This is a genomic window from Tabrizicola sp. (assembly GCF_031377265.1).
Taxonomy (GTDB): Bacteria; Pseudomonadota; Alphaproteobacteria; order Rhodobacterales; family Rhodobacteraceae; genus JAUYQR01.
This window is the reverse complement of the sequence record NZ_JANMET010000085.1, coordinates 1-22,422: the sequence shown is the minus strand read 5'-3', so window position 1 is coordinate 22,422 and position 22,422 is coordinate 1. Positions and strand designations below refer to the sequence as shown.

Below are 22,422 nucleotides of genomic sequence, written 5' to 3'. Positions count from 1 at the left end.
CGCTAGAAGAACCGGCAGGAGGCGGCCATGTCCCACAATTACGAGACCCAGCGACGCGAAACTTACGACACTTTCACGCAGTCCAAGGGGGTCAGTCTGCCCAAGACGGCGGTGGTGGAGTATCTGTTCTTCATCGAGGAGCTGGATGCGAGCTGGCCTGCGCTGGAACGTGCCTTGCGGCTGGAGGGGTTTCAGACGCGGCGGGCAACCGATGGGGAGACCCTGATCGCGTCGATCGGGCCGATCCCGGTGACGGCCGAGGAGATCTGGAATTACGAGAGGATCGCGACCTCGATCGCGTTGAAGCATGACTTCTATCCGGACGGCTGGGAACTGGCCGAATAACCCGTTGTCCACGCGTGGACAAAGGCGCCTCCCGTTAGATATCAAATACTTACGATTTCGGATTCAAGACTTGTTAACTTTCGCCCCGCCAACCCAGACCGCCTCAATCGCGCGGTCGTCGCCCATCATGATCGTCGGGAACAACGCCTGCCACAAATCCCCGGCCCGCGCTGCCGCCTGCGCGATGGCGGGGGTGGATGCCAGGTTGACCACCGCAAGATCCGCCTCCATCCCCACCGCGATGTTGCCGATCTGACCCTCGGCGTGCAGCGCGCGCGCCGACCCTTGGGTCGCCAGCCACCACAGCTGGGCCGGGTGCAACGACTGGCCGCGCAGTTGTGCCACCTCATAGGCGCCAGCCATCGTGCGCAGCATCGAGAATGACGATCCACCGCCGGTATCAGTGGCCAGCCCGACGCGCAGGTGCTGGGCCAGCCCCATATCGAACAGGCCCGAGCCGATGAAGGTGTTCGACGTGGGGCAGTGGATCAGGCTGGCACCAGCCTCGATCAATCGGGCCTTTTCGCGCGCGGTCAGGTGGATCGCATGGCCGAACAAGGCACCTTCGCGCAGCAGGCCTTGCGCCTCATAGGTATCCAGATAGTCGCGCGACTGGGGGAACAGGTCCTTGACCCAGGCGATTTCGGCCAGTTGTTCGGACAGATGCGTCTGCATCAGACAGTTGGGAAATTCGCGCCACAACGCCCCAAGGGCTGCAAGCTGTTCGGGCGTGGAGGTGGGCGAAAAGCGCGGTGTGATCACATAAGACAGCCGGTCGACGCCGTGCCATTTCTGCAAGAGGCGTTTTGAATCGTCATAGGCCGATTGCGCGGTGTCGCGCAGGCCTTCGGGGGCGTTGCGGTCCATGCAGGTCTTGCCGGCATAGACCCGCATCCCGCGCGCCTGGGCGGCGGTAAAGATCGCGTCCACGCTTTCGGGATGAATGGTGGCATAGCTGCACACCGTGGTGGTGCCGCGCGCCAGCACGAAATCCAGATATCTGCCTGCGATATCATCAGCATAGCTGCGGTCAGCAAAGCGCATCTCTTCGGGGAATGTGTAGGTGTTCAGCCAGTCGATCAGCTGCTTTCCCCATGACGCGATGATCGCCGTCTGCGGATAATGCACATGCGCATCGACAAAACCGGCCGAGATCAGCGCGCGGCCATAGTCATGCACCCGTGCGGCAGGGGCTTGCAGGCGCAGACTGGCGGCGTCACCTACCGCTGCAATGCGGCCACCGTCCACCAGCACGGCCCCGCGATCCAGGTGCCGGGCCGCATCCGTGCCTTCGATGAACGGGTCGCCGACAAAGCGGATCACCTGCCCCAGAAGTAGATCTGCCATTGCATTGCCCCTGTTCTTGCCGATGCGACCCTAGACACTTTCCGTCAGCGGGTAAATTTGCCTTCCGCCCCCTGTTTCATTGAAACAGCTTTCGCTAAGGTCGTGGCAATCGATCTGGAGGCAGTATGGCAGAGCATCTGGCGGAAGCAGAGGACGAGATGCTGGACCAGGCCCGTATCGACGCGGTGCTGGAGGCGGTGGAGGCTGGCGACGCCACCACACTTGAAGAGTTGATGGCACCGCTGCATGCCGCCGACATCGCCGACCTTCTGGAACAGATCAGCCAGTCCGACCGGCGCGCGCTGCTGGCGCTGTGGTCGCACGAGATTGACGGCGAAATCCTGTCGGAAATCTCGGATGCGATCCGCGAAGAGGTGATCGAAAGCCTGTCGCCCGAAGTGCTGGCCGAAGCGGTGCGGGATCTGGAATCCGACGATGTGGTCGACATTCTGGAAGACCTTGAACCACCGCAGCAAGGCATGATCCTTGACGCGCTGGCCGATGCCGACAGGGTGGCCGTGGAACAGGCGATGGCCTTCCCTGAAGGGTCTGCCGGGCGCCTGATGCAGCGCGAAACCGTGGTTGTGCCGGAACATTGGACGGTGGGTGAAGCCATTGATTTTCTGCGGAAATCAGATCATCTGCCGGATCAGTTCTACCATGTCATTCTGGTCGATCCGGTGATGAGCCCGGTGGGGTATGCCACCTTGGGGCGCATCCTGTCATCGGGGCGCGAGGTGGCGCTGCGCGACATCATCGAAGACAGTTTCCGCACCGTCGAGGCCACCGATGACGAGGCCGATGTGGCCTATATCTTCAACCAGTATCACCTGATTTCCTGTCCGGTGGTTGATGCGGGCGGGCGGCTGGTGGGCGTGATCACCATCGATGACGCGATGAACGTGCTGGACGAGGAGCACGGCGAGGACATGCTGCGACTGGCCGGTGTGGGCGACGAGGCCAGCATGTCTGACGGGGCGTTTGCCACGATGAAGCAGCGGCTGCCGTGGCTGGTGGTGAACCTGTTCACTGCATCGCTGTCGGCGCTGGTGATCAGCCGGTTCGAGGCGACGATTTCGTCGATCCTGATCCTTGCGGCGCTGATGCCGATTGTGGCGTCAACCGGGGGGATTGCGGGGACGCAATCGCTGGCTGTGGCGGTGCGGGCGCTGGCGACGCGCGATCTGACGCAGGCCAACGCGCGCCGGGTGGTGATGCGAGAACTTGGCGCAGGCGTGCTGAACGGGATGGGGCTGGCGTTGATCCTGGGCTTTGGCGCCTGGGGGATTTTCGGCGATGCAAAACTGGGTCTGGTGCTGGGCATGGCGATGATCGTGAACCAGATCGTGGCGGCATTGGGCGGGGTGATGGTGCCCCTGACGCTGGAACGCATGGGGCTGGACCCGGCGCTGGCCTCTGGCACGTTTGTCACTACACTGACCGATGTGATGGGGTTCTTTGCGTTCCTTGGCCTCGCCTCGGTGCTGCTGGTATGAGCGATGTGAAGGCATTGGCGCGCACGACGGCCTTTGCGGCGCGCAACGCGGCATCTGCGGCAGGGCAGGGGCAAGCGGCGGAAATCCTTGCTGATTTTCTGGCAGGGCAGGCGGGGAAGGTGCTGGCAGGCTATATGCCGATGCGCACCGAGATTGACCCCTTGCCTGCGATGGTCGCGCATCAGGGGGCGGTGGGGGTGCCGGTCATCATTGCCAAGGCCACGCCGCTGCGGTTCCGCGAATGGTCACCGGGGGCCAGGATGATAGAGGGCGCGTTCAAGGCGCTGATCCCCGAGGAGGGGGCCTGGGTGGAGCCTGCGGTGCTGATCGTGCCACTGCTGGCGTTCGACGCGCGCGGCTTCCGGCTGGGCTATGGCGGCGGGTTTTACGACCGCACGCTGGAAGGGTTGCGGGCGCGTGGGCCGGTGCTGGCCGTGGGCTTCGCCTTTGCCGCGCAGGAGGTGGCCGAAGTGCCGATCGATGCCACCGACCAGCGGCTGGATGCCGTTGTGACGGAACTGGGGGTCCGGCTGTTCGCCTGACCTCACGTCGTCCTGATCAGTGTGCGATGTGTTCCTGGCGCACGAACATGTTGTCCCAGGCGCGGTCGATCAGCTCAGGCGTCATCTGGTAGGGGATGTTCTCGAAATCGCAGACCGAGATCATCTGGTCGATCAGGAAGACCGGCATGTAGTTGGCATAAAGGTCGTTGATGGTGGGGAACTTGACCTTCATCAGGTACATCAGCGCGCGTTCATCCAGCGGCATCTTCTTTTTCCGCGCGACCATGGCGAAGATCTTGAGGAAGTTCTCCTGGCTTGGGCCGTCGATCTTGATCTTGAAGAAAATCCGCCGCAGGGCCGCGCCGTCGAAGATGTCGTTGGGGTGGAAGTTGGTGGAGAAGATGACCAGCGTGTCGAACGGCACGGTGAATTTCTCGCCCGACTGCAGCGCCAGAATATCGCGACTTTCTTCCAGCGGCACGATCCAGCGGTTGACGATCTTTTGCGGCGGTTCGGCCTGACGGCCAAGGTCGTCGATGATGAAAATGCCGCCGGTTGCCTTCAGCTGCAAAGGCGCCTGATAGGTGCGGGCGGTGGGGTTGTAGGTGAGGTCGAGCATGTCGAGCGACAATTCACCACCGGTGATGACCGAAGGGCGTTCGCAATAGACATAGCGGTTGTCATACTTGTTCGAGGTGCGGCGCAGGGCGGAGGGGTCATCAAAGTTCGCCTCGGCCGCGGAATGCACGATCGGGTCATAGACCGAGATGATCTGGCCGGAATATTCAATGGAACGCGGCACATAGACCTTGTCACCCAGTGCCGCCCGAATGCCGTGCGAGATCGAGGATTTACCGTTGCCGGGCGGACCGTACAGCAGGATCGAGCGGCCTGAGGTGACGGCGGGGCCAAGATTGTCGATCAGGTCCGGTGGCAGGATCAGGTGCCCCATCCCTGCCATCAGCTGATCCTTGTTCAGGCGGATGTCGCGCACCGACTGCCGCTTGATCTGCACCTTGTACTGTTCCAGCGGCAGCGGCATCGCCCCATAGTATTCCGACTGGCTGAGCGCATCGAGCGCGCGCGCCTTGCCACCATCGGTCAACTGGTAGCCCATTTCGTTGCCCGAGGTCGCGTGCAGCGTGCCGGTCGCCTCGATCATCTTCTGGGTCCGCGCGAGGTCCACCAGTTCCTGGGTCAAAGGCACCGGAAGGCAGATCGAGCGCGAGATGCTTGAGACAAGATCAAGGTTGGTGCGAAACATCGTTTTCAACAGGATGTCGCGCATCATCACCAGCGTCAGGCCGGTATCGGCAAGACTGCGCGGCGATGGCGGGGCGGTCACATTTGATGTGACCGAACCCTCTGAAAGTTGGTTTGCTGCAACATTCATCGAAACAGACCCCTTGTCACGGGCAGACAGGCTGCCTTTGCGAAACAATGGTAAACGGAGGTTGTGTCAGACTTGCGGCCAGATCGCGGCAAGAAGATAGAAAACCACAATCCCCGACAATGCAAACCCCAATGGAAAATATCGCCGCTGCGTCCAGCTTTCCCATTCCGGGGTCAGCCGTCGGACGGCCGGGATCGCGCGCATGATCCGGTGCGTGATCAACGCGCCGATCAGGCAGGCCGCCACCAGAAGCATTACGGTGGCATAATCCGCCCCGACAAAGATGGGCGCCATCGCCGCAGCGTATTTGGCATCGCCTGCGCCAAATGTGCCGGTCAGGAACAAAAGATAGCCCGCAACCAGCACGATCGCCATCAGCGCAAAGCCCCAGAGCCAGGCATCAAATGGCACCAGCCACCAGCCGATCAGCGGCCAAACCGCCGCAAGTGCAAGCACGGCTTTGTTCGGAATTTTCATCCGCTTCAGATCAGACCAGGCGGCCCAAACCGCAATCGGCAGAACGGGGATCAGCAGGATCAGTGCAGCATTGGCTGACAGCATCAAAGTTTCACATTGGCATCAAGGGTTTCAAGGCTGCGTGCCGCGGCTTCAAAGTACTGCGGGTGGGTTTCGATGGCCTGCGCCAGCAAGCCCTTGCCCACCGACACATCACCCTGTTTGATCGCCGCCAGCGCCATTGTGTACAGCAGCTCGGCGCGTTCGGTCTGGGTCATGGTGACGACGGGCAGATCGTATTTGCGCTGGGCTGCACGCGCCAGCACGAGGTTGTTCTTCACCGTGAACATGCCGGGATCATAGGTCAGCGCCTCGTTGAACAGCTTTTCGGCCCCCGCACTGTCGCCGCGCGTCAGTTTGGAAAAGCCCCAGTTGTTCAGAACGCCGGCCGGCTTGGTGGTCAACCCGGCGGCGATTTCATAAAAGCTGTCCGCCTTTTTCCAATTCTTGTCGGAATCGGCCACCATCGCCTCAAGCCGATACCGGTCATAGGTTTCATGGGTGGGGGGGATCTGGTTCAGTTGCGCCTTCGCCTCATCCCACTGGTTGGAGCGGATCAGCGCATCGGCCAGCATCACCCGGTCTTCGGCAGTGCCTTCCGGGCTGGCCACAACCTGCCCCCAGATCTGTGCAGCCTCGGTCGGTTTTTGCGCCCGGACCAGCGATTTGCCCAAGCCGCGCTTCAGATCAACGCGGTCGGGTTCGCTTTGCAGCGCTTTCTGGAAATAGCTTACCGCTTCGGCCGGATCGGCTATCGTCAGCATGACATCGTTCAGATTGGATTCGTCGATCACGTTCACGTCTTTGACGGCCCGCTCGACCTGGGCGTCGGATGTACCCTGACATCCGGCAAGACCCACCGTGCCGGAAAGGCACAGGGCAACAAGAACTGGGTGGCGCATGTTTTGCGTCCTTTTTTACTGCTCGGAGCCCGTTCCTTATAGCTGCGTGAGAAGCACGTATTTGCCCTTTTCACGCCGCACCAGACGGAACTCGCCTTCTGCCTCGGGGGAATCATACACGGTTGATTCGGTCCGCGCGATAGCCAGCTTCAGATTTTCACGAATGGAGTCCGTTTGGCCACTATCCTGCGCGAAGGCTTGCTGAAACACGACCCGCGCCTCGCCAGCCTTGCCGCGTTCCATCAGCACCACGCCAAGGTTGTTGATCGCAGGCACGAAGGTCGGATCGACCTCCAGCGCCCGGCGGAGCAGTTGTTCGGCCTGACCCAGCCGCCCGAGCGCCAGGTTCGCCGACCCGATGGCCGACAGCACGTCAACCGTAATGCCGGTTTCCGAGGCCGCCCGCAGATAGGCCTTGAGCGCAAGTTCCGGCTCGCCCGCCGCCATAAGCCGGTGGCCGACGGTCAGGCCATCAACGGAGTCGCCACGCGCATCCACGCCGTAAGGTGTATTGCGGCCATCGCGGCTGACACCGCCCGTGGATTGGCAGGCCGCAAGGGCAAGCGTCAGAAGAAGGGCGATTGAAGGTTTTGCGCGCACGTTGTCCTTTGCCCGCTGCCGTTAACTTCCGGGTCGCATCTGCGCCAGCATTGTTGCAATGCCGTAAACAGAAGGGCCGATCAAGATGACCAGCAGGGGTGGCACGGTGAACAGCATAGTGCCCAACGTCAGCTTGGTGGGCAACATGTTTGCCTTCTCTTCGGCGCGCATCACCCTTTTGTCGCGCATATCGGCAGAATAGACACGCAAGGCATCCGCGACCGAGGTGCCGAAGGTGGCCGACTGCACCAGCGTGGTGACGAAAGACGCGACATCGGGCACGCCCACCCGCATCGACATGTCCTTCAACACCTGCACGCGTTCCTTGCCGGCCTTCACTTCCTGGCTGATCATGTCGAACTCATCGGCCAGCGCCGGATAGCCGGCCCGGCTTTCCCGACCGACGCGGATGATCGATTGGTCAAGCGACTGCCCGGCTTCGACGCAGACCAGCATCATGTCAAGCGCATCGGGGAAGCCCTGGATGATCTGGGTCTGGCGGGCCTCGAGCCGCTTGTCGACCCAGTACTTGGGCATGTAATAGCCGACGACGCCGGGCAGGATCGCGTAGATCATCAGGGTTTGGGTATCGACCTCGGACTGCGCGGATTTGATCAGCGCATAGATCAGGCCCAGCGCAAGAAAGCTGATGCCAAGCACGAATTGCGCGGCATGATACATCCGGACAGAATTCTTTGCCGAATAGCCCGCCCGCAGCAGGCGCAGCTTGGCGGCGGACAGCTCTTCCGCCTTTTGCGGTTCCAGATACTGGGCGAACCGCTCCAGCTTGTCGACCTTTTCGGTGCGCCGCAGGGCACGCGGGTTGCCCCGGTCAGACGCACCGGGCTGGCTTGCCTTCAGTTCGCTGAACCGGTCGCGCTGCTTTTTCAGCATCGTCGGCAACGCGATCAGGATCAGCAGAAAGCCCAAAAGCCCCACTGCGATCAGCGGGCCAAGCGGGCCCATTGCATCGGTCAACATCGTGTTGATGGCGGAAAACGGGTTCATGTCGCACTCACACTTTGATGTTTGTCATGATCTTCATGAAGACGATGTTGATGATCAGAAAGACGGCCACGACCAACGCCGCCGGGATGAAGACGGCGGTTTCGCGCACGGCATCGTAATAGTCGGGCTGGATGGTGATGATCATCACCAGCGCCAGAATCGGGAAGGCGGACAGGAACATGCCGGACCATTTGGCCTCGGCGGTGATGGCCTTCACTTTGCGGAACAGCTTGAACCGCGCGCGGATCACCTTGGACAGGCCATCGAGAATCTCGGCAAGGTTGCCGCCGGACTGCTGCTGGATCGTCACGGCCACGGCCAGAAAGCGCAAATCCTGGCTGTCCATCCGTTCGGCAAAGGCCTTCAACGATTCCGTCACTTCGCGGCCATAGGCGGCCTCGTCGGCGATCACGCCGAATTCAGTGCCCAGCGGGTCGGGAACTTCCTTTGCAACAATGCCGATCGCCGCAGAAAACGGGTGGCCGACGCGCAGGCTGCGCACCATCAGTTCGATGGAATCGGGCAGCTGTTCTTCCAGCAGGGACATGCGCTTCTTGGCCTTGTTGTTCACCCAGACATACACCCCGCCGATGCCCATCCCAACGGCGAGCACCGCCCGCACCACCGGCGCGGCTGACGTACCAACGGTCAATGCCACGAATGAAAACACCGCCAGAAGCGCCATGATTCCCAACAGCGCCTTCGGGGAAAACGCGATGTTGGCCTTTTGCGCCTTGCTGGCGAGGATCGAATACAGCGGGATACTCTTGGAATTCAGGTGCTGGCTCATCTCCTTGCGGAGCTGTTCAAGCACCTGTTCGCGGTTCGCGTTCTTTTCGAGCAGCATCAGGCGGCGGCTGACGCGGCTGTTGAGGCTGATGGATTTACCGAAGACCGTCAGGTAGATGCCTTCGACAAGCACCAGCACAGCGACAAAGATCAGAATATAGATTAGCGGGGCAGCGCTGATTTCCATTTGCGGCCTCAGATCACAGGTTCATAAATTGATGCGGGCAGGTCAAAGCCCCATTGGCGGAATCGATCAGAATAGCTGGATCGTATACCCGTCGCGTTGAAGCGGCCAATGATTCGGCCATTCGGTTCGATGCCAAGGCGCTCAAACCGGAACACCTCCTGCATCGAGATCACTTCGCCTTCCATGCCGGTGATTTCGGTGACCGAGGTCATCCGGCGGGTGCCGTCCTGCAGACGGCTGGCCTGCACGATCAGGTTCACAGCCGACGCGACCTGACTGCGCACTGCCTTGAGCGGCATATCGATACCGGCCATCGCAACCATGTTTTCCAACCGGCTGATCGCGTCGCGCGGGTTGTTGGCGTGGATCGTGGTCATCGATCCGTCGTGACCGGTGTTCATTGCCTGCAGCATGTCGATGACCTCTTCACCCCGGGTTTCCCCCACGATGATCCGGTCAGGGCGCATCCGCAGCGCGTTGCGCAAACAGTCGCGCTGGGTGACAGCGCCTTTGCCTTCGACGTTGGCCGGGCGGCTTTCCATCCGGCCGACATGGACCTGCTGCAGCTGAAGTTCGGCGGTGTCTTCGATGGTCAGCACGCGTTCGTGGTTGTCGATGAACGACGACAGCGCATTGAGCGTGGTGGTTTTACCCGAACCCGTACCACCCGACACGATGATGTTCAGCCGGCACGACACGGCGGCCTGCAGATAGGCGGCCATTTCGTCGGTAAAGGCGCCAAAGCGCACAAGGTCGTCGATGCGCAGTTTGTCTTTCTTGAATTTCCGGATCGAGACCAGCGATCCGTCCACCGCCACCGGCGGCACCATGCAGTTGAAACGTGATCCATCGGCAAGACGGGCGTCGCAATAGGGGTTACTTTCGTCGACCCGGCGGCCCACGGCGGACACGATCTTGTCGATGATCCTGAGCAGGTGGCGTTCATCGCGGAAGGTGATGTCGCTGAGTTCCAGTTTGCCCGCGCGTTCGATGAAGATGCGCTTCGGCCCGTTCACCAGAATATCGTTGACGGTGTCGTCCTTCAACAGCGGCTCCAGCGGGCCAAGGCCCATCACCTCGTCATACAGCTCTTGTGTCAGGGACAGGCGGTCTTCCTTGTTCAGCGCGACCGACATGTCGTCCAGCGCCTCAGAGGCGAGGTTGGAAATTTCCTGGCGCAGGCTGGCCTCGGACGCCGTTTCCAGCGCCGAAAGGTTGAGATCTTCCAGCAGGCGCTTGTGGATCTCCAGCTTGAGTTCCATCAGGCGTTCGCGGCGCTTTTTCTCTTTGTCGGCGGCCAACGCTTCGGCAGGGGTGCGGCCAACCGCAGCCGCAACCGGCGCGCGGCCGGTCAGGTTGGGCTTTTCGGCAACAGCCGGTTGGTTTGCCGGCGCCATCGCTGTCGGGCGACCGGGCGCGGAGTCTTTCTTGAAACGGCTAAACACGGGCAACCCCCATCAAAAAGATCATGTTCTGCCAGCTTCGGCAGCTTTGTTTAGGTCATACAAGGACTTGGCAAGCTTCTGCAGTTCCTTGCGCAGCGGATTCTTTGGCGAGTTTTCGGCGATGGGCAGGCCATTGTCATTGGCTTGCGTCACCTGTTCGCCCCCTTCGGGAAGCTGCACTTCAATGGTGATATCCAGGCTTTCAGCCATGCGTTTCACCCGGCCTTTAGCGGAAAGGTCGGTGAATTTCGGCGCATAGTTCAGCACGTAGCGTAACTTTTCGTGCGGCAGCCCTTCGGCCTTCAGGGCCCGCACGAAGCGCAGGATGTTCTGCGCTGACCGCAGGTCCAGTTCCATCAGGGCGAAATAGACATGCGACCGGGTCAGCACTGCCTCGGTCCAGGCCACCACGGTCGACGGCATGTCAACAATCACAAAATCGAAGTTCTTCTGCGCCATGTCGAGGATGCGGCCGATATCTTCGCCAGTGACGATATCCAGCGGCAGCATGTCCGACGGCGCGGTGAAGACGTGCAGTTTGTCGTTGAAGGTCAGCATCGACTTCAGAAAGCTGTCGCTGTCGGCAGATGCGGTATCGGACAGGATCTCCAGCACGGATTCGCGGCGCGGCAGATCAAGATAGGTGGCAATCGAGCCGAACTGGAAATCGAGATCCAGAAGGCAGACGCGCGGCGCGTCGTTGGCAGAGACGATCGCCAGTTCCCAGGCAAGGTTCGCGGCAAAGGTAGAGGCGCCACTGCCACCCGCCATGCCATGCACCGGCACGATCACGCCATTGCGGTCGCCCTTTGCGCGGAACGCCGGGGCTGTGCCTTGTTCGCCATGAGGTCCACCCGGTTCGCCCGCCACCAACTCAGGCTGCCGGCGCAGGCGTTCCAACACCTCGTGCAAGGCGCCTTCGGGCAGCGGATAGGGCACGAAATCATCGGCGCCCAGCTTTAGCATCTTGTGCAGTTCTGCCGGGCTGATCTGGTTGGCGATCAGCACGACCTTAACTCTCTTGCCCTTCGCCGCCTTGATCACATCGTTGATCTTGGTCAGTTCCGCCTCGTCTTCCGAATCCACCGCAATCGCGATGAACTGAAGCGACGCCGAATCTGGCTGCTTGAGGAAGATCAGCGCGTCCTCGAAGTTGAGGTCGCCCCAGGCTTCACCCAGTTCCTGCTCCATATCGTCGATCAGCAGGTCAAAAAGCTGCACGTCGCGCGAGACCGTGCAGGCCAGGATCGGCGCGGAGTCCGGTTTCACGGTTGCTGTACTCGACATTTCTCGATTCGCCCTTTCAGACTTCGGTGCCAAGTCACCAGAAGTGCCACCAGATTGTGGCTTCTTTCCAGCATCTTGTATGATCGCACTAACGCCAGCTTTGACAGTTTCATCCAGTTGCCAAGATGATCAGGAATGGTGGCGATAATGGGGCTAAAAGGGCATAAATCTGGGATTTCTAACGGATTTGGAAACGACAAAGGCCGGGATGTCGCCCCGGCCTTTGCAAACGCTTTGATGTGGCAGGTTACTGTGCCGGATCGACCTGCACCGTGATGTTGGTGTTTGGCGGGTGCGGGCGAACCGCGCCGCCGAGGCCAATCACGTATTCGCGCCAGATGATCGCCGCGTACTTTCCGTTCAGCACCAGTGGATGGGATTCGACGAAGCCCGACACCTCGGTCACCGTGCGGCGGTTGCGCATTTCCGGCTGATCGGTCTGGATGATCGGACGGGTCTTGCCATAAGACACCACTGCCTCCACCCGCGACTTCGAAATACCCAGCGATGCCAGATAGTTGACCGCAGCCTGCGCCCGGCGCAAGCCAAGCCGCTGGTTGTAGCCGGCCGATCCCACCAGGTCAGTATGGCCAAAGACCCGGAACCGGACCTCGGGGAACTGCTTGATGAAGTTCGCCTGCACGTTCAGGATCGAGCGCGCCTCTTCGGACAACTCGGAACTGTTGAAGGCGAAGTTGATCGTGTCTGGCACCTCGGCCGCGAACCGCTGCGCCAGCGCCACGGTGTATTCGATCTGACCCGACTGGATCAGCGTATTGTTCATCGTGGCGTTGCCGAACTGGCCTTTATCGACTTCGGAGCCAAGCTCCTTGTCCCAGCTGGTCGAGGTTTCGCTACAGGCGGCCAGCGCAAGGAGGGCCGAGGTAGCAAGCAGCTTCGAAAGCATACCGGTCATCTCCATCACTCCATCACATAGCCATACGAGGTGCTGAAATCCTGCCGGGCGACTTCGCCCGCAGCACCGCTGGTGGGCGCACCTGCGACGTCGCCGTTCAGGAAGAGCTCGCGTTCGGTCGGGATGCGCACCCGGTCGGTTGGCAGGGCCAAAGCCTCGCCGCTGACCGGCGTTACCAGATGCGGGGTGATGATGATCACCAGTTCCGATTGGTTACGCTGATAGTCTGCACTGCGGAACAGCGCGCCAAGGATCGGCAGATCGCCGATCCACGGCAGTTGCGAGCTTTGATCGCGGAAGTCGTCCTGCAGCAGGCCGGCAATCGCAAAGCTTTGGCCGTCGCGCATTTCCACCGTGGTCGAGGTTTCGCGCCGCTTGAACGCGTCGATGGTAAAATCGCCGTTGGTGAAGGCGTTCGTCGTGTCGATCGACGACACGGCGGCGTTGATCGCAAGGTTGATGATATCGCCATCCACCACCGTCGGGGTGAAGTTCAGTTCCACGCCGAACGGCTTGAATTCAACCGTGACGCTGCCGTTATCTTGCGCCACCGGCACCGGGTACTCGCCGCCTGCCAGGAATTTGGCTTCCTGCCCGGACAGGGCCGTCAGGTTGGGCTCTGCCAGCGTGCGCACCATGCCCTTGGCTTCAAGCGCCTCCAGCAGCACGCCGAATTCCAGACCACCGATGGAGCCACCGGCCTGAACCCCGCCAACGATGCCGTCTTTGTAGGTGAACGTACCGCCGCTTGCGCCAACGCCCAGCAAGGTGCCGGTTTCGCCGCTAAGCTTGCCGCCATCCCCGAAGGTGACCGAGGAAGAGAAGCTTTTTGATACGCTGCGGCTCATTTCCGCGAACCGCACTTTCAGCATGACCTGCTGGGTGCCGCCGACGTTCATCAGGTTTGATACGCGATCAGGCGCGTAACGGTTCGCCAGATCCAGCGCCCGGTCCAGCTTGGCCGTCGAGGATACCACGCCTGACAGAACGATACCGTCGTTGGCGGTGCGAACTTCGATCTTTTCGCCCGGCAGGATCTGCTGAAGGCGTTCCTTGAATTCCGCAATGTCGGGGGTGACGTGCACATCGACGTTGGCGATGAGTTTGCCTTCCGGCGACAACAGCGTCAGCGTCGTGCGCCCCGGTGCCTTGCCCAAGACATAGATAGACCGGTCAGACAGTGTAGAGATGTCTGCAATGCCGGGGTTTGCAATCGACAGTTCCGCGAACGGAACATCGCTCTCGACCACAACGGCCCGGTTCATCGGAACGTTCAGTGCTTCTGACGCCTGGCCCTGCATCACGCGCAAGACCTCTGCCGAGACCGGCGTCATGGCAGTGGACGCCAGAATGGCGCCGACGTACCCGGCAACTAGGATTCGTTTCATGCTCATGTGATCTGCCCTTTCGACCACGCCTCGGTTTGGGTCTTGTTCGCCCATATCTGCCTAAAGATGCCGGAGTTGTTCTTTATTTGCAAGAATCAATCAGTTGGAAGGTTTTGTTGATGTGGATAACTTGCAACAGGGCGCAAGCAATGGCGAAAAGAAAAGGGCGCGGCCCCATATGATGTGGCCGCGCCCCGTGAATTTTCGCGTCTGGCTAGTTGCAGGGAACCGGAGTTTCGACAAGCACACCGGCTTTGCGTTCCTTTCGGGTGCAAACTTCGGCGGCCTCTACCTGCACGACTTCCTTTTCCTCGATCCCAAGCAGCGAATTGCCATCGACCTCGACCAGCGCCGTAGAGGCTTCTTCCCCCTCGCCGACCAGCGACATCGACAGCCCGCCGGTTGCCTGGGCCTGAGCCAGGCGCGCAATCTGTTCCGGCGTGCCGGCTACCGTGATCGTGCGGGCCGTCGTGTTGCCCGAAGACTGGCCTTCGCCGGATGCATTGTCGACAGCGATGATCTGAATCTTGCTTTCGATCAGCCGGGTGACGTCACCGTTGGAGTTGGAGGTTGTGCCGGTCCAGTAGATATCGATGAAGTCATCCGGCTGAACAAAGCCCGACACCCCCGATGCCACGCCGACCTTGATCGCAAAAGCCCGCATCCCCGGTGTCAGCTTGGCGGTCAACCCCGCAACCTCGCCGGGTTCAGTGACGCGCGTTGCCAGGATCGGCTCATAGGCTTCGACAGAACGCATCAGATAGCGCGGGCCGTCGGCACCTTCTGGAAACAGAATGGCGGCGTCGCGGAAAATGCCTTCCGGCAGGGCTTTTTCCGGCCAGTAGATCAGTTGCGCGTCGTCAACCACCAGCGGGTCGCCATAGGACAGCGCCTTGTTGAACACATACACCTCGACGAGCTTGCCCGCTTTGGCGTTGAACTGCCGTTCTCTGATCAGCGCTGCTTGCGTCTGACCGATGAAGTTCTGGGCCATGTACACCGCAACGCCTGCAAGTGCCAAACCGGCCAGAAGGACCAAACCGAAGACTGCTCTCATCTTCTTTTCCCTTTTGAATTCCTGTGGCTGCCCGGAAAGACATCGCGGCTATAGTTAACGCCAGACGGACGTTCTCGCAAGTCGGCAGTCCTGGCCGTGGTTCGGCCGTCGGTCGAACGCCTTACTCGAGAAAGGCTTCATATTCGCTGATCGTCACCCCGATTGTCCCCGCAGTGTCCCCAAGCGACAACAGGATTGGCACGAAGAACAGCAGTGCCATCGCCACGATCCCGGCAGTCAGTACAACCCAGTCAACCGAGACTGCGCCGGTTTCGTCAGACAGGAATTGCCGTCCGTGGTACATCTGTCCGTCTCCCAATAATCAGTTCACGCAGCATCCTGCTTCGTATCAGCGCCAGTTTCCAAGCAGATTGCGGCGAAACTTTAGCCAAGTTCAGGCATTTCAGGGCGTCCGGCCCGTCAATCCGCAGCAATTTCGTGTTTGCGCCGGGTAGCCAGCAAAGAGAAAGACCGCACTTCCGTAGAAGCGCGGTCTTTTGTGTTGCATCCTGAAGGACGCGCAGACGAACTTAGTTGTTCTGAGCGGCGTCGATCGAGGTCGCGATGTCTGCTGCGAGGTTCGACACGGCCGGACGGACAGCAGCCATAACGATCAGGCCGAGGCCGACAACAGCGGCGGTCAGAACAACCCAGTCAACCGTCACGGCGCCGGATTCGTCTTTCAGGAAGGAGGTGAACATGGTCATGATGGTCCCTTTCTAAGGTGCTTGTTAAACTTCTCAACCGCTTCGGTCTTCTGCCCAGTCTGGCCTCATTGCCGTCCCGGTCCGTTCGGTATGACCCTATATAGCCGTCCAATCGTGGCGGCAGTTGGGAGGCAAATGGCCCTTTTTCATTTTTTTCAGCTTGGATCGATTTTTCAGGTCAACTATCTGAAAGTAATGGATAAAAAGATCAACGGAATCTTAAGGAGTATGCCATAGGGCGTGCTTTTTCGGTCAATTCTGGCGGAAATGCCATTATTCGCGATGCATTTCTCTGGTCGGAAGGGCGATTCTCTGCAACGTTCAGGCAAAAGAACAATAAGAGCAGGCACCCGCCCTATGCGGAACATCACAGGCACGATCCTAGCGATTCTGTGCATCCTTGCCCCGTTACCCGCGGCGGCAGAGGATGGCTTTACGTTCAAGCGTATCAAGGTGGGTGACTCGCTGCCCGGCAAGCGCATCACCGTGCAGATCGACCCCGCCGAACAGGCCCGCGTGCTGGCTGCCCTGCCCAAGGTGGACCCCAACCCGGTGCGCGACCGGACCGAGGACGCCCCCGCCATTGACCCGCAAGCCCCCGTGGCCCCGCCGTCTTCATCCTACGCCTGGTATTGGGACACGGTGCCGCCGGGCATCAAGGATGTCGATGGCCGATTCGATCTGGCATTGTCGGCGTTGACGCAGGGGCCGGACGGCAAGTCGGTGTCGGCCCCGCGGATGCAGCACATGCAAAAGGTGGCCGAAACCTATGGCACCGACATTCTTAAGGCCACACTAGGCACCAAGGTGTCACCCGCGCTGGTGCTTGCGGTGATCGGCATTGAAAGTGCCGGCAACAAGACGGCGGTCAGTTCGGCAGGTGCCGTGGGTCTGATGCAGCTGATCCCGGACACTGCAGCGCGGTTTGGTGTCAAGGATTCCACTGACCCGGTGGACAACATCAAGGGCGGGGTCGCCTATCTGGACTGGCTGATGGGCGAGTTTGACAACGACCCGATCATGGTGCTGGCCGCCTACAATGCCGGCGAAGGGGCGGTGAAAGCCAACGCCGGCGTGCCGCCCTACGCCGAAACCCGCGATTATGTGCCCAAGGTGCTGGCGGCATGGCAGGTGGCGCAGGGCCTGTGCCAAAGCCCGCCGCAACTGGTGACCGATCCCTGCGTGTTCCGGGTGATTGCCGCTGGCGGCTGATCAGACGGCCAAGCTGGCCCGCCGGCCGGCAAGGCAGGCGGCAAACAGGGCCACCCAGACGGCATCCATAGCGATGACCACGCCCGCTTGCCCGCCAAGGTAGGCGCGCCCGTAGATCAGCACCAGCGCGATGAACACCAGCTTACTGGCCCCAACCGCCACCAGAACCAGCCCCTGAACCGGCGGATGGAACGCGCCCCAGACCAGCATCGCGCCGCCGGTTGCAATCAGGGCGGCCCAGTTGCGCACCACGATTTCGGCCAGCGGGCCGGACAGCGTTTCGCCGAACATGCCCTGAAGGGCTGCTTGCGGTGCGAAGACGGCATAGATCATCGTGAAGGTCAGCACCCCCGCGATCAGCATGACAGGTTTGATCTGGCGGGAGATGATCTGCATTGCGGCCTCGCTCGGCGCCAGTATCGGCCCCCTGAGCCTGCGCGCATAGGCCATGTGGTGGCGCAAAGCCAGCGGCCTGTCAGACGGCGAACACGTCTGCCCATTCAGGGTGGCGTTTGCGGGTAGCGTTGACGAAGGGACAGAGCGGCATGATCTTGACGCCTTCGCTACGCGCGTCCGCCACCATTCGCGTCACCAGTGCAAGACCGGCCCCGGTGCCGCGCAGGCTGTCTGGCACGCCGGTGTGATCGGCGATGATCAGCGTCGGGGTGGTGACCGAATAGGTCAGCTCCGCCTCTGCACCATTGTGGCGGATCACATAGCGGCCCCGGGTTTCCCCATGGTCGCGGGTGATGACGAAGTCAGACAATCGTCGCCTCGGTTGCCGCGCGCAGGTCGGCCTCGGTCACGCCGTCAGCCAGTTCAACGATGCGCAACCCGCTGGGTACCACGTCAAGCACGCCAAGGTTGGTGATGATCCGGTCCACCACGGCCTTGCCGGTCAGCGGCAGGGTGCAGGCGCGCAGCACCTTGGATTCGCCGTGCTTGGAGGTGTGGTCCATCACCACCACCACCCGGCCGACGCCTGCGACAAGGTCCATCGCGCCGCCCATGCCCTTGACCAGCTTGCCCGGAATCATCCAGTTCGCCAGATCGCCGGTTTCGGAAACCTCCATCGCGCCAAGGATGGCCATGGCGATCTTGCCGCCGCGGATCATCGCGAAAGACTGCGCGGAATCGAAGTACGCGGTCTGCGGCAGTTCGGTGATCGTCTGCTTGCCCGCATTGATCAGGTCGGGGTCTTCCTCGCCCTCAAAGGGGAAAGGCCCCATCCCCAGCATCCCGTTTTCCGACTGCAGGGTCACGTTCACCCCCTTGGGGATGTAGTTCGACACCAGCGTCGGAATGCCGATGCCAAGGTTGACATAGGTGCCGTCCTGCAGCTCCTTGGCCGCGCGTGCGGCGATCTGGTTGCGGTCCCACATCATGCATTCTCCCGCTTGCGCACGGTTCGGTTCTCGATCCGGTTTTCCTGCGCCCCGCCGATCAGACGGTGCACATAGATCCCCGGTACATGGATCTTGTCGGGGTCAAGGCTGCCCAAGGGCACGATCTCTTCCACCTCGGCCACGCAGATCCGCCCGCAAGTCGCGGCGGGGCCGTTGAAATTGCGCGCGGTCTTGCGGAAGACCAGGTTGCCCGACGGGTCGGCCCGCCATGCCTTGACGATGGCAAGGTCGGCGACAATGCCGCGTTCAAGGATATAGGTCTGGCCGTCGAAATCGTGATGTTCCTTGCCCTCGGCGATCACCGTGCCGACGCCGGTCTTGGTGTAAAAGCCGGGAATGCCCGCGCCACCCGCCCGCATCCGTTCGGCCAGCGTGCCTTGCGGGTTGAACTCCAGCTCCAACTCGCCGCTCAGATACTGGCGCATGAATTCGGCGTTCTCGCCGACATAGGACGACATCATCTTTTTCACCTGACGGCTTTCCAGCAAGATCCCCAGACCGGCGCCGTCGACACCCGCGTTGTTGGATGCAACCGTCAGATCTTTGGTTCCCGCATCGCGGATCGCGGTGATCAGCAGGTCGGGAATGCCGCAAAGGCCAAAGCCGCCCGAGGCGATCAGCATCCCGTCATGCAAGATACCTTCAAGCGCTGCGGTTGCGGATGGATAGACCTTGTGCATGTGCCCCCCGGGTGCAGTGTCATCTGACATGTGGCGTCATATGGGCAACGGCGGCGGGGGAAGTCAATTGCCGCGGCGCGGCACCGCGGACGGTTTTCCCCCTTGGGCAAGCCACTGGTTCAGGAACGCGGTTGCATTGTGCTGGATGTAATCGATCTGCACCTTGTCATCTTCGTCGCCTTTCCAGAACTGGCCGTCGGAATACCAGCCCAGTTGCAGCGCAAGGTTCTGGTGAAGGGCGGTTTTGCAGGCGGTCACCAGGGCAGGGTCAAAGTGGCCGGGTTGGCGGGTGTTAAGCATCAGGAACCGGGTCAACGCCTCGCTGCGGCAGGCAATGGGGGTGGAATGGCGGCGTGCGCGGTAGGCATCGTTGGTGACGATGTCGGTCATCAGCCGTATTATGTAGCCCCGCACCATGGCCGGATCGGTCAAACCCCGCTCAGCGGCTTCGCAGGCGGCATAGGCCATCCAGTGGCTTTGTTCGGCAATCCCATAGCCGCGCGCCATCAGCGCCTCTGCCACCCGCAGCACGGCGGGATCGGTGCAACCAGTGGCAAACAGCCCCAAAAGCAGCTCTCCGGTGTAGTAATCGCTGCGGAACGGCAGGACAGCGCCGTCCGCAAAGCCGCGCTTGTGAAGAAAGTCGTCGCCCTCGATCTGCGCCAGAGCATAGGCCTGCAGCGCTGCGATGGTATCATCAAACGGCAGCGGCATGACATCGGGCGACAAGCCCGTGGGCAAGGCCAGGCGGTACTCCGACAGCATCACCAGCATCAGCCCGACGCCACCGGTCTTGACAGCGCCGCGCGTGACAATGGCAAGGCTTGGCGTGGCGATCCAGTGAGGGCGATCCAACTTGCCACCCGCATAACGCACTGCGCGTTCCAGCGCCCGCAACCCAACTGGCCCCGGATCGAGCCCAAGATCGTTGACCGCCCGCAACATGAACCACAGCGTCCCGCAATGGCGCAGCATGTTGTAGCCATCCAGTGGCGTCTCAGGGTGGCCCGCCGGGTGCGCATAGACAAATCGTCCATTGGGGCGCACCAGACCCGCCAGATGGGAAAAGCTGAGGGTGACAATCTCTGCCGCTAAAGCGTCGGCAGTCGGGTGAAGGTCGCCCATGCGCTGTTCCCTTATGTAAGCTCGCCGCACTGTGCCGCTCGGCGCAGCCTTTGGTCAATTCTCTGTTCGCCATAACCTTCTGCGGCTGTCGTGTGGCCCTTTCAGCCCTCCGCAAAACCGCTATGCTTGCAGCCACAGCCCGCCGACGCGCCCGCGTGGTGAAATGGTAGACACTGGGGACTTAAAATCCCTTGGCCGTAAGGCCGTGCCGGTTCAAGTCCGGCCGCGGGCACCACCCTTGCCTCGACCATATCCCTTGGCGTGGCAGCAATCGCTGCAGCAGCCCCGTCGCAGGTCTTGACCGAGGGGCAGTTGAACGGCACGCCCGATAACCACAAGCCGAAGGTCGAAGGCGGCATTTACGTATCTGATTTTCCGAACGCTTATCTGAAGCAAAGCGGCGCCCGCTGGTCTGGCCCAGCCTTCATCTCCACCGCCACGTTTGTCGGTGTAAGCATCAAGTGCTGACATTGAAAGGCGCTTACCGTAGGGGCAGGCGCCGACACATCTTGGCATCGCCCGTGCGCCGGACGGACCCGGTGCGCAAATCCGCCCAAGGCGGCATTGAATCACCGCTGTTTCTCAACTGCATCGTGCTGGAGCTGCTTTCCCGCATGACACGTCGCAGTCGAGATCGGCCATCGCGCCACGACCATGGACCGGGAATGCAAAGGGCTGATCCAGGCCCGCGCTACCGGCGTTCCAACCTGCCCGGATCGTCGCGCAGGGGGCATCCCTACGGTGAAATCGTCCGGCGCCCGAGGTCGCTGTCGCAAGCCCCAGACGACCCCCCGCATTTGCCGTGCAAAGGCCCCGACAATCGCCTAAACTGCCCCCAAGGCCCAGCACGGGCCGTCAGCCAGAAGGAATACGGTCATGGCCAAGGGCATGAACAAACGCAAGGAAGTGAAGAAACCAAAGAAAGAGGCGGCGAAACCGTCGGTTTCCGTGGCCTCGACCAATGCCAAGGTGACAATCTCCGCCGGCAAGCCGAAGGACTAAGGCTCAGAACACCTCCTTCACCGCCTCCATCGCCACATAAGTTGACGTGGAGGCGACATGCGGCAGGGTGCTGATCACTTCGCCCAGCACCCGCCGGTACGCCTGAATATCCGCGGTGCGCACCTTCAGCAGGTAGTCAAAGCTTGACGCCATCATGTGGCATTGCTCCACCTCTGCCACCCCCAGCACCGCCTTGTTGAACGACTGCAGCGCCGCCTCGCGGGTGTCTGAAAGGCGCACTTCGACAAAAGCCACATGCGCCTCGCCCAGCCGAACCCGGTCGATGATCGCACGGTAACCGGCGATCACCCCGGCCTCCTCCAGTCGTTTCATCCGGGCCTGTGCCGGCGATTTCGACAGCCCGATGCGCCGTGCCAGTTCTACCGCGCTAATCCGCCCTTCGGTGGCCAGCACCCGCAGGATCGCCAGATCAAACCTGTCCAGATTAATCGCCATGCCAACCCCCGTAATTCACAGCATTCCGCCCGCATATCACGCTTCAATCAGGAAAACAGCCCGGCAGAACCAGTGTATGCTGGCCAAAAGAGGAGCTTTCGATGCCGCGCAATCTGCAAGACACGTCCTGGTCCGTCATCGAAGCCGGCAGCCTTGCCGATGAGGCGACGCTGATCCATCGCCTGATCGCTGAAGCCGCCCTCGACGGCCCGGCCCGCGCCCGCATCACCGCCTCGGGCGCCGATCTGGTCCGCCGGATCCGCAGCAGCGCCAAGCCCGGCCTGATGGAGGTGTTCCTTGCCGAATACGGGCTGTCGACCGACGAGGGCGTAGCACTGATGTGTCTGGCTGAGGCGCTCTTGCGGGTGCCCGACGCCGAAACCATGGATGCGCTGATCGAAGACAAGATCGCCCCGTCAGACTGGGGCCGCCATCTGGGCCGCTCCGCCTCCAGCCTGGTCAACGCCTCGACCTGGGCCTTGATGCTGACCGGCAAGGTGCTGGACGACACTGATCAAGGTATCGTCGGCCACCTCCGCGCCGCTGTGAAACGGCTGGGCGAGCCGGTGATCCGCACCGCCGTCTCCCGCGCGATGAAGGAAATGGGCCGCAATTTCGTGCTGGGCGAGACCATCGAAAAGGCGATGACCCGCGC

Annotated in this window: 26 protein-coding genes, 1 tRNA gene and 1 pseudogene; 8 read left to right on the top strand and 20 right to left on the bottom strand. The window is 61.3% G+C overall.

Going from position 1 to position 22,422, the window contains the following annotated elements; translation table 11 throughout:
• The first annotated feature begins 27 nt into the window (after window positions 1–27).
• Window positions 28–345, top strand: coding sequence for a ribonuclease E inhibitor RraB (locus RMO18_RS05180; protein WP_309664347.1), 318 nt, complete (start codon window positions 28–30; stop codon window positions 343–345).
• Window positions 346–408: 63 nt separating this feature from the next.
• On the opposite strand, the gene guaD is transcribed toward RMO18_RS05180, so the two are convergent.
• Complete coding sequence (gene guaD / locus RMO18_RS05175; protein ID WP_309664346.1) at window positions 409–1,692, bottom strand: guanine deaminase; 1,284 nt, start codon at window positions 1,690–1,692, stop codon at window positions 409–411.
• Between the two features lie 125 nt (window positions 1,693–1,817).
• Between guaD and mgtE the strand changes: the two genes are divergently transcribed.
• Both mgtE and RMO18_RS05165 read left to right on the top strand, forming a co-directional pair.
• On the top strand, window positions 1,818–3,188 hold the full coding sequence (gene mgtE / locus RMO18_RS05170; RefSeq protein WP_309664345.1) for a magnesium transporter: 1,371 nt from the start codon (window positions 1,818–1,820) through the stop codon (window positions 3,186–3,188).
• On the top strand, window positions 3,185–3,730 hold the full coding sequence (locus RMO18_RS05165) for a 5-formyltetrahydrofolate cyclo-ligase (protein WP_309664344.1): 546 nt from the start codon (window positions 3,185–3,187) through the stop codon (window positions 3,728–3,730). The genes mgtE and RMO18_RS05165 overlap by 4 nt, the downstream gene beginning before the upstream one ends.
• A 16-nt stretch (window positions 3,731–3,746) precedes the next feature.
• On the opposite strand, the gene RMO18_RS05160 is transcribed toward RMO18_RS05165, so the two are convergent.
• The 13 genes from RMO18_RS05160 to RMO18_RS05100 form a co-directional block, all read right to left on the bottom strand.
• Window positions 3,747–5,084, bottom strand: a complete 1,338-nt coding sequence (locus RMO18_RS05160) for an ATPase (RefSeq protein WP_309664343.1) — start codon at window positions 5,082–5,084, stop codon at window positions 3,747–3,749.
• Between the two features lie 66 nt (window positions 5,085–5,150).
• Window positions 5,151–5,645 carry a prepilin peptidase gene (locus RMO18_RS05155; protein WP_309664342.1) on the bottom strand — a complete coding sequence of 165 codons (495 nt, stop codon included), beginning with the start codon at window positions 5,643–5,645 and terminating at the stop codon, window positions 5,151–5,153.
• Window positions 5,645–6,502, bottom strand: a complete 858-nt coding sequence (locus RMO18_RS05150; protein WP_309664341.1) for a tetratricopeptide repeat protein — start codon at window positions 6,500–6,502, stop codon at window positions 5,645–5,647. Before RMO18_RS05150 ends, RMO18_RS05155 begins: the two co-directional genes overlap by 1 nt.
• 36 nt (window positions 6,503–6,538) lie before the next feature.
• A complete protein-coding gene (locus RMO18_RS05145) occupies window positions 6,539–7,102 on the bottom strand; it encodes a tetratricopeptide repeat protein (protein WP_405054009.1) in 564 nt (187 codons plus the stop codon).
• A 21-nt stretch (window positions 7,103–7,123) separates the two neighbouring features.
• Window positions 7,124–8,110: a type II secretion system F family protein gene (locus RMO18_RS05140; RefSeq protein ID WP_309664339.1), complete on the bottom strand. Its 987-nt coding sequence runs from the start codon at window positions 8,108–8,110 to the stop codon at window positions 7,124–7,126.
• A 7-nt stretch (window positions 8,111–8,117) separates the two neighbouring features.
• On the bottom strand, window positions 8,118–9,086 hold the full coding sequence (locus RMO18_RS05135; RefSeq protein WP_309664338.1) for a type II secretion system F family protein: 969 nt from the start codon (window positions 9,084–9,086) through the stop codon (window positions 8,118–8,120).
• An 8-nt stretch (window positions 9,087–9,094) separates the two neighbouring features.
• On the bottom strand, window positions 9,095–10,531 hold the full coding sequence (locus RMO18_RS05130; RefSeq protein WP_309664336.1) for a CpaF family protein: 1,437 nt from the start codon (window positions 10,529–10,531) through the stop codon (window positions 9,095–9,097).
• A 21-nt stretch (window positions 10,532–10,552) separates the two neighbouring features.
• Window positions 10,553–11,818 carry an AAA family ATPase gene (locus tag RMO18_RS05125; RefSeq protein WP_309664334.1) on the bottom strand — a complete coding sequence of 422 codons (1,266 nt, stop codon included), beginning with the start codon at window positions 11,816–11,818 and terminating at the stop codon, window positions 10,553–10,555.
• 247 nt (window positions 11,819–12,065) lie between these two features.
• Complete coding sequence (locus tag RMO18_RS05120; protein ID WP_309664333.1) at window positions 12,066–12,734, bottom strand: OmpA family protein; 669 nt, start codon at window positions 12,732–12,734, stop codon at window positions 12,066–12,068.
• Between the two features lie 5 nt (window positions 12,735–12,739).
• The gene (locus RMO18_RS05115; RefSeq protein WP_309664332.1) at window positions 12,740–14,128 is read right to left on the bottom strand and encodes a type II and III secretion system protein family protein; all 1,389 of its coding nucleotides are present in this window, start codon (window positions 14,126–14,128) and stop codon (window positions 12,740–12,742) included.
• Window positions 14,129–14,336: 208 nt separating this feature from the next.
• Window positions 14,337–15,179, bottom strand: coding sequence for a Flp pilus assembly protein CpaB (cpaB, locus tag RMO18_RS05110; protein WP_309664331.1), 843 nt, complete (start codon window positions 15,177–15,179; stop codon window positions 14,337–14,339).
• 121 nt (window positions 15,180–15,300) lie between these two features.
• The gene (locus RMO18_RS05105; protein ID WP_309664330.1) at window positions 15,301–15,483 is read right to left on the bottom strand and encodes a hypothetical protein; all 183 of its coding nucleotides are present in this window, start codon (window positions 15,481–15,483) and stop codon (window positions 15,301–15,303) included.
• A 226-nt stretch (window positions 15,484–15,709) separates the two neighbouring features.
• Window positions 15,710–15,886, bottom strand: a complete 177-nt coding sequence (locus tag RMO18_RS05100) for a Flp family type IVb pilin (RefSeq protein WP_405054008.1) — start codon at window positions 15,884–15,886, stop codon at window positions 15,710–15,712.
• A gap of 357 nt (window positions 15,887–16,243) precedes the next feature.
• Between RMO18_RS05100 and RMO18_RS05095 the strand changes: the two genes are divergently transcribed.
• A complete protein-coding gene (locus RMO18_RS05095) occupies window positions 16,244–17,098 on the top strand; it encodes a lytic transglycosylase domain-containing protein (RefSeq protein ID WP_309664329.1) in 855 nt (284 codons plus the stop codon).
• Here the strand turns inward: RMO18_RS05095 and RMO18_RS05090 are convergent, their stop codons facing one another.
• The 5 genes from RMO18_RS05090 to RMO18_RS05070 all read right to left on the bottom strand — a co-directional run bounded on the left by RMO18_RS05090 (window position 17,099) and on the right by RMO18_RS05070 (window position 20,309).
• Window positions 17,099–17,494 carry a hypothetical protein gene (locus RMO18_RS05090; RefSeq protein ID WP_309664328.1) on the bottom strand — a complete coding sequence of 132 codons (396 nt, stop codon included), beginning with the start codon at window positions 17,492–17,494 and terminating at the stop codon, window positions 17,099–17,101.
• A 79-nt stretch (window positions 17,495–17,573) separates the two neighbouring features.
• Window positions 17,574–17,864 carry a GNAT family N-acetyltransferase gene (locus RMO18_RS05085; protein ID WP_309664327.1) on the bottom strand — a complete coding sequence of 97 codons (291 nt, stop codon included), beginning with the start codon at window positions 17,862–17,864 and terminating at the stop codon, window positions 17,574–17,576.
• Entirely contained in the window at window positions 17,857–18,483 is a 627-nt protein-coding gene (locus tag RMO18_RS05080) for a 3-oxoacid CoA-transferase subunit B (RefSeq protein ID WP_309664326.1), read from the bottom strand. The genes RMO18_RS05085 and RMO18_RS05080 overlap by 8 nt, the downstream gene beginning before the upstream one ends.
• On the bottom strand, window positions 18,480–19,184 hold the full coding sequence (locus RMO18_RS05075; protein WP_309664383.1) for a CoA transferase subunit A: 705 nt from the start codon (window positions 19,182–19,184) through the stop codon (window positions 18,480–18,482). Before RMO18_RS05075 ends, RMO18_RS05080 begins: the two co-directional genes overlap by 4 nt.
• 63 nt (window positions 19,185–19,247) lie before the next feature.
• Window positions 19,248–20,309 (bottom strand): hypothetical protein, encoded by a 1,062-nt coding sequence (locus tag RMO18_RS05070; protein WP_309664325.1) that lies wholly within the window; start codon window positions 20,307–20,309, stop codon window positions 19,248–19,250.
• Window positions 20,310–20,458: 149 nt separating this feature from the next.
• Here RMO18_RS05070 and RMO18_RS05065 point away from each other — a divergent pair.
• The 3 genes from RMO18_RS05065 (at window position 20,459) to RMO18_RS05055 (ending at window position 21,311) form a co-directional block, all read left to right on the top strand.
• Window positions 20,459–20,544 (top strand) — tRNA-Leu (locus RMO18_RS05065).
• Between the two features lie 26 nt (window positions 20,545–20,570).
• Window positions 20,571–20,777, top strand: coding sequence for a hypothetical protein (locus tag RMO18_RS05060; RefSeq protein ID WP_309664324.1), 207 nt, complete (start codon window positions 20,571–20,573; stop codon window positions 20,775–20,777).
• 408 nt (window positions 20,778–21,185) lie between these two features.
• A complete protein-coding gene (locus RMO18_RS05055; protein WP_309664323.1) occupies window positions 21,186–21,311 on the top strand; it encodes a hypothetical protein in 126 nt (41 codons plus the stop codon).
• 3 nt (window positions 21,312–21,314) lie between these two features.
• Here RMO18_RS05055 and RMO18_RS05050 read toward each other — a convergent pair whose 3' ends face one another.
• Entirely contained in the window at window positions 21,315–21,767 is a 453-nt protein-coding gene (locus RMO18_RS05050) for an Lrp/AsnC ligand binding domain-containing protein (RefSeq protein ID WP_309664321.1), read from the bottom strand.
• Window positions 21,768–21,868: 101 nt separating this feature from the next.
• On the opposite strand from RMO18_RS05050, the pseudogene RMO18_RS05045 reads away from it, so the two are divergent.
• Window positions 21,869–22,422, top strand: a pseudogene (locus tag RMO18_RS05045) (bifunctional proline dehydrogenase/L-glutamate gamma-semialdehyde dehydrogenase); the annotation flags it as partial.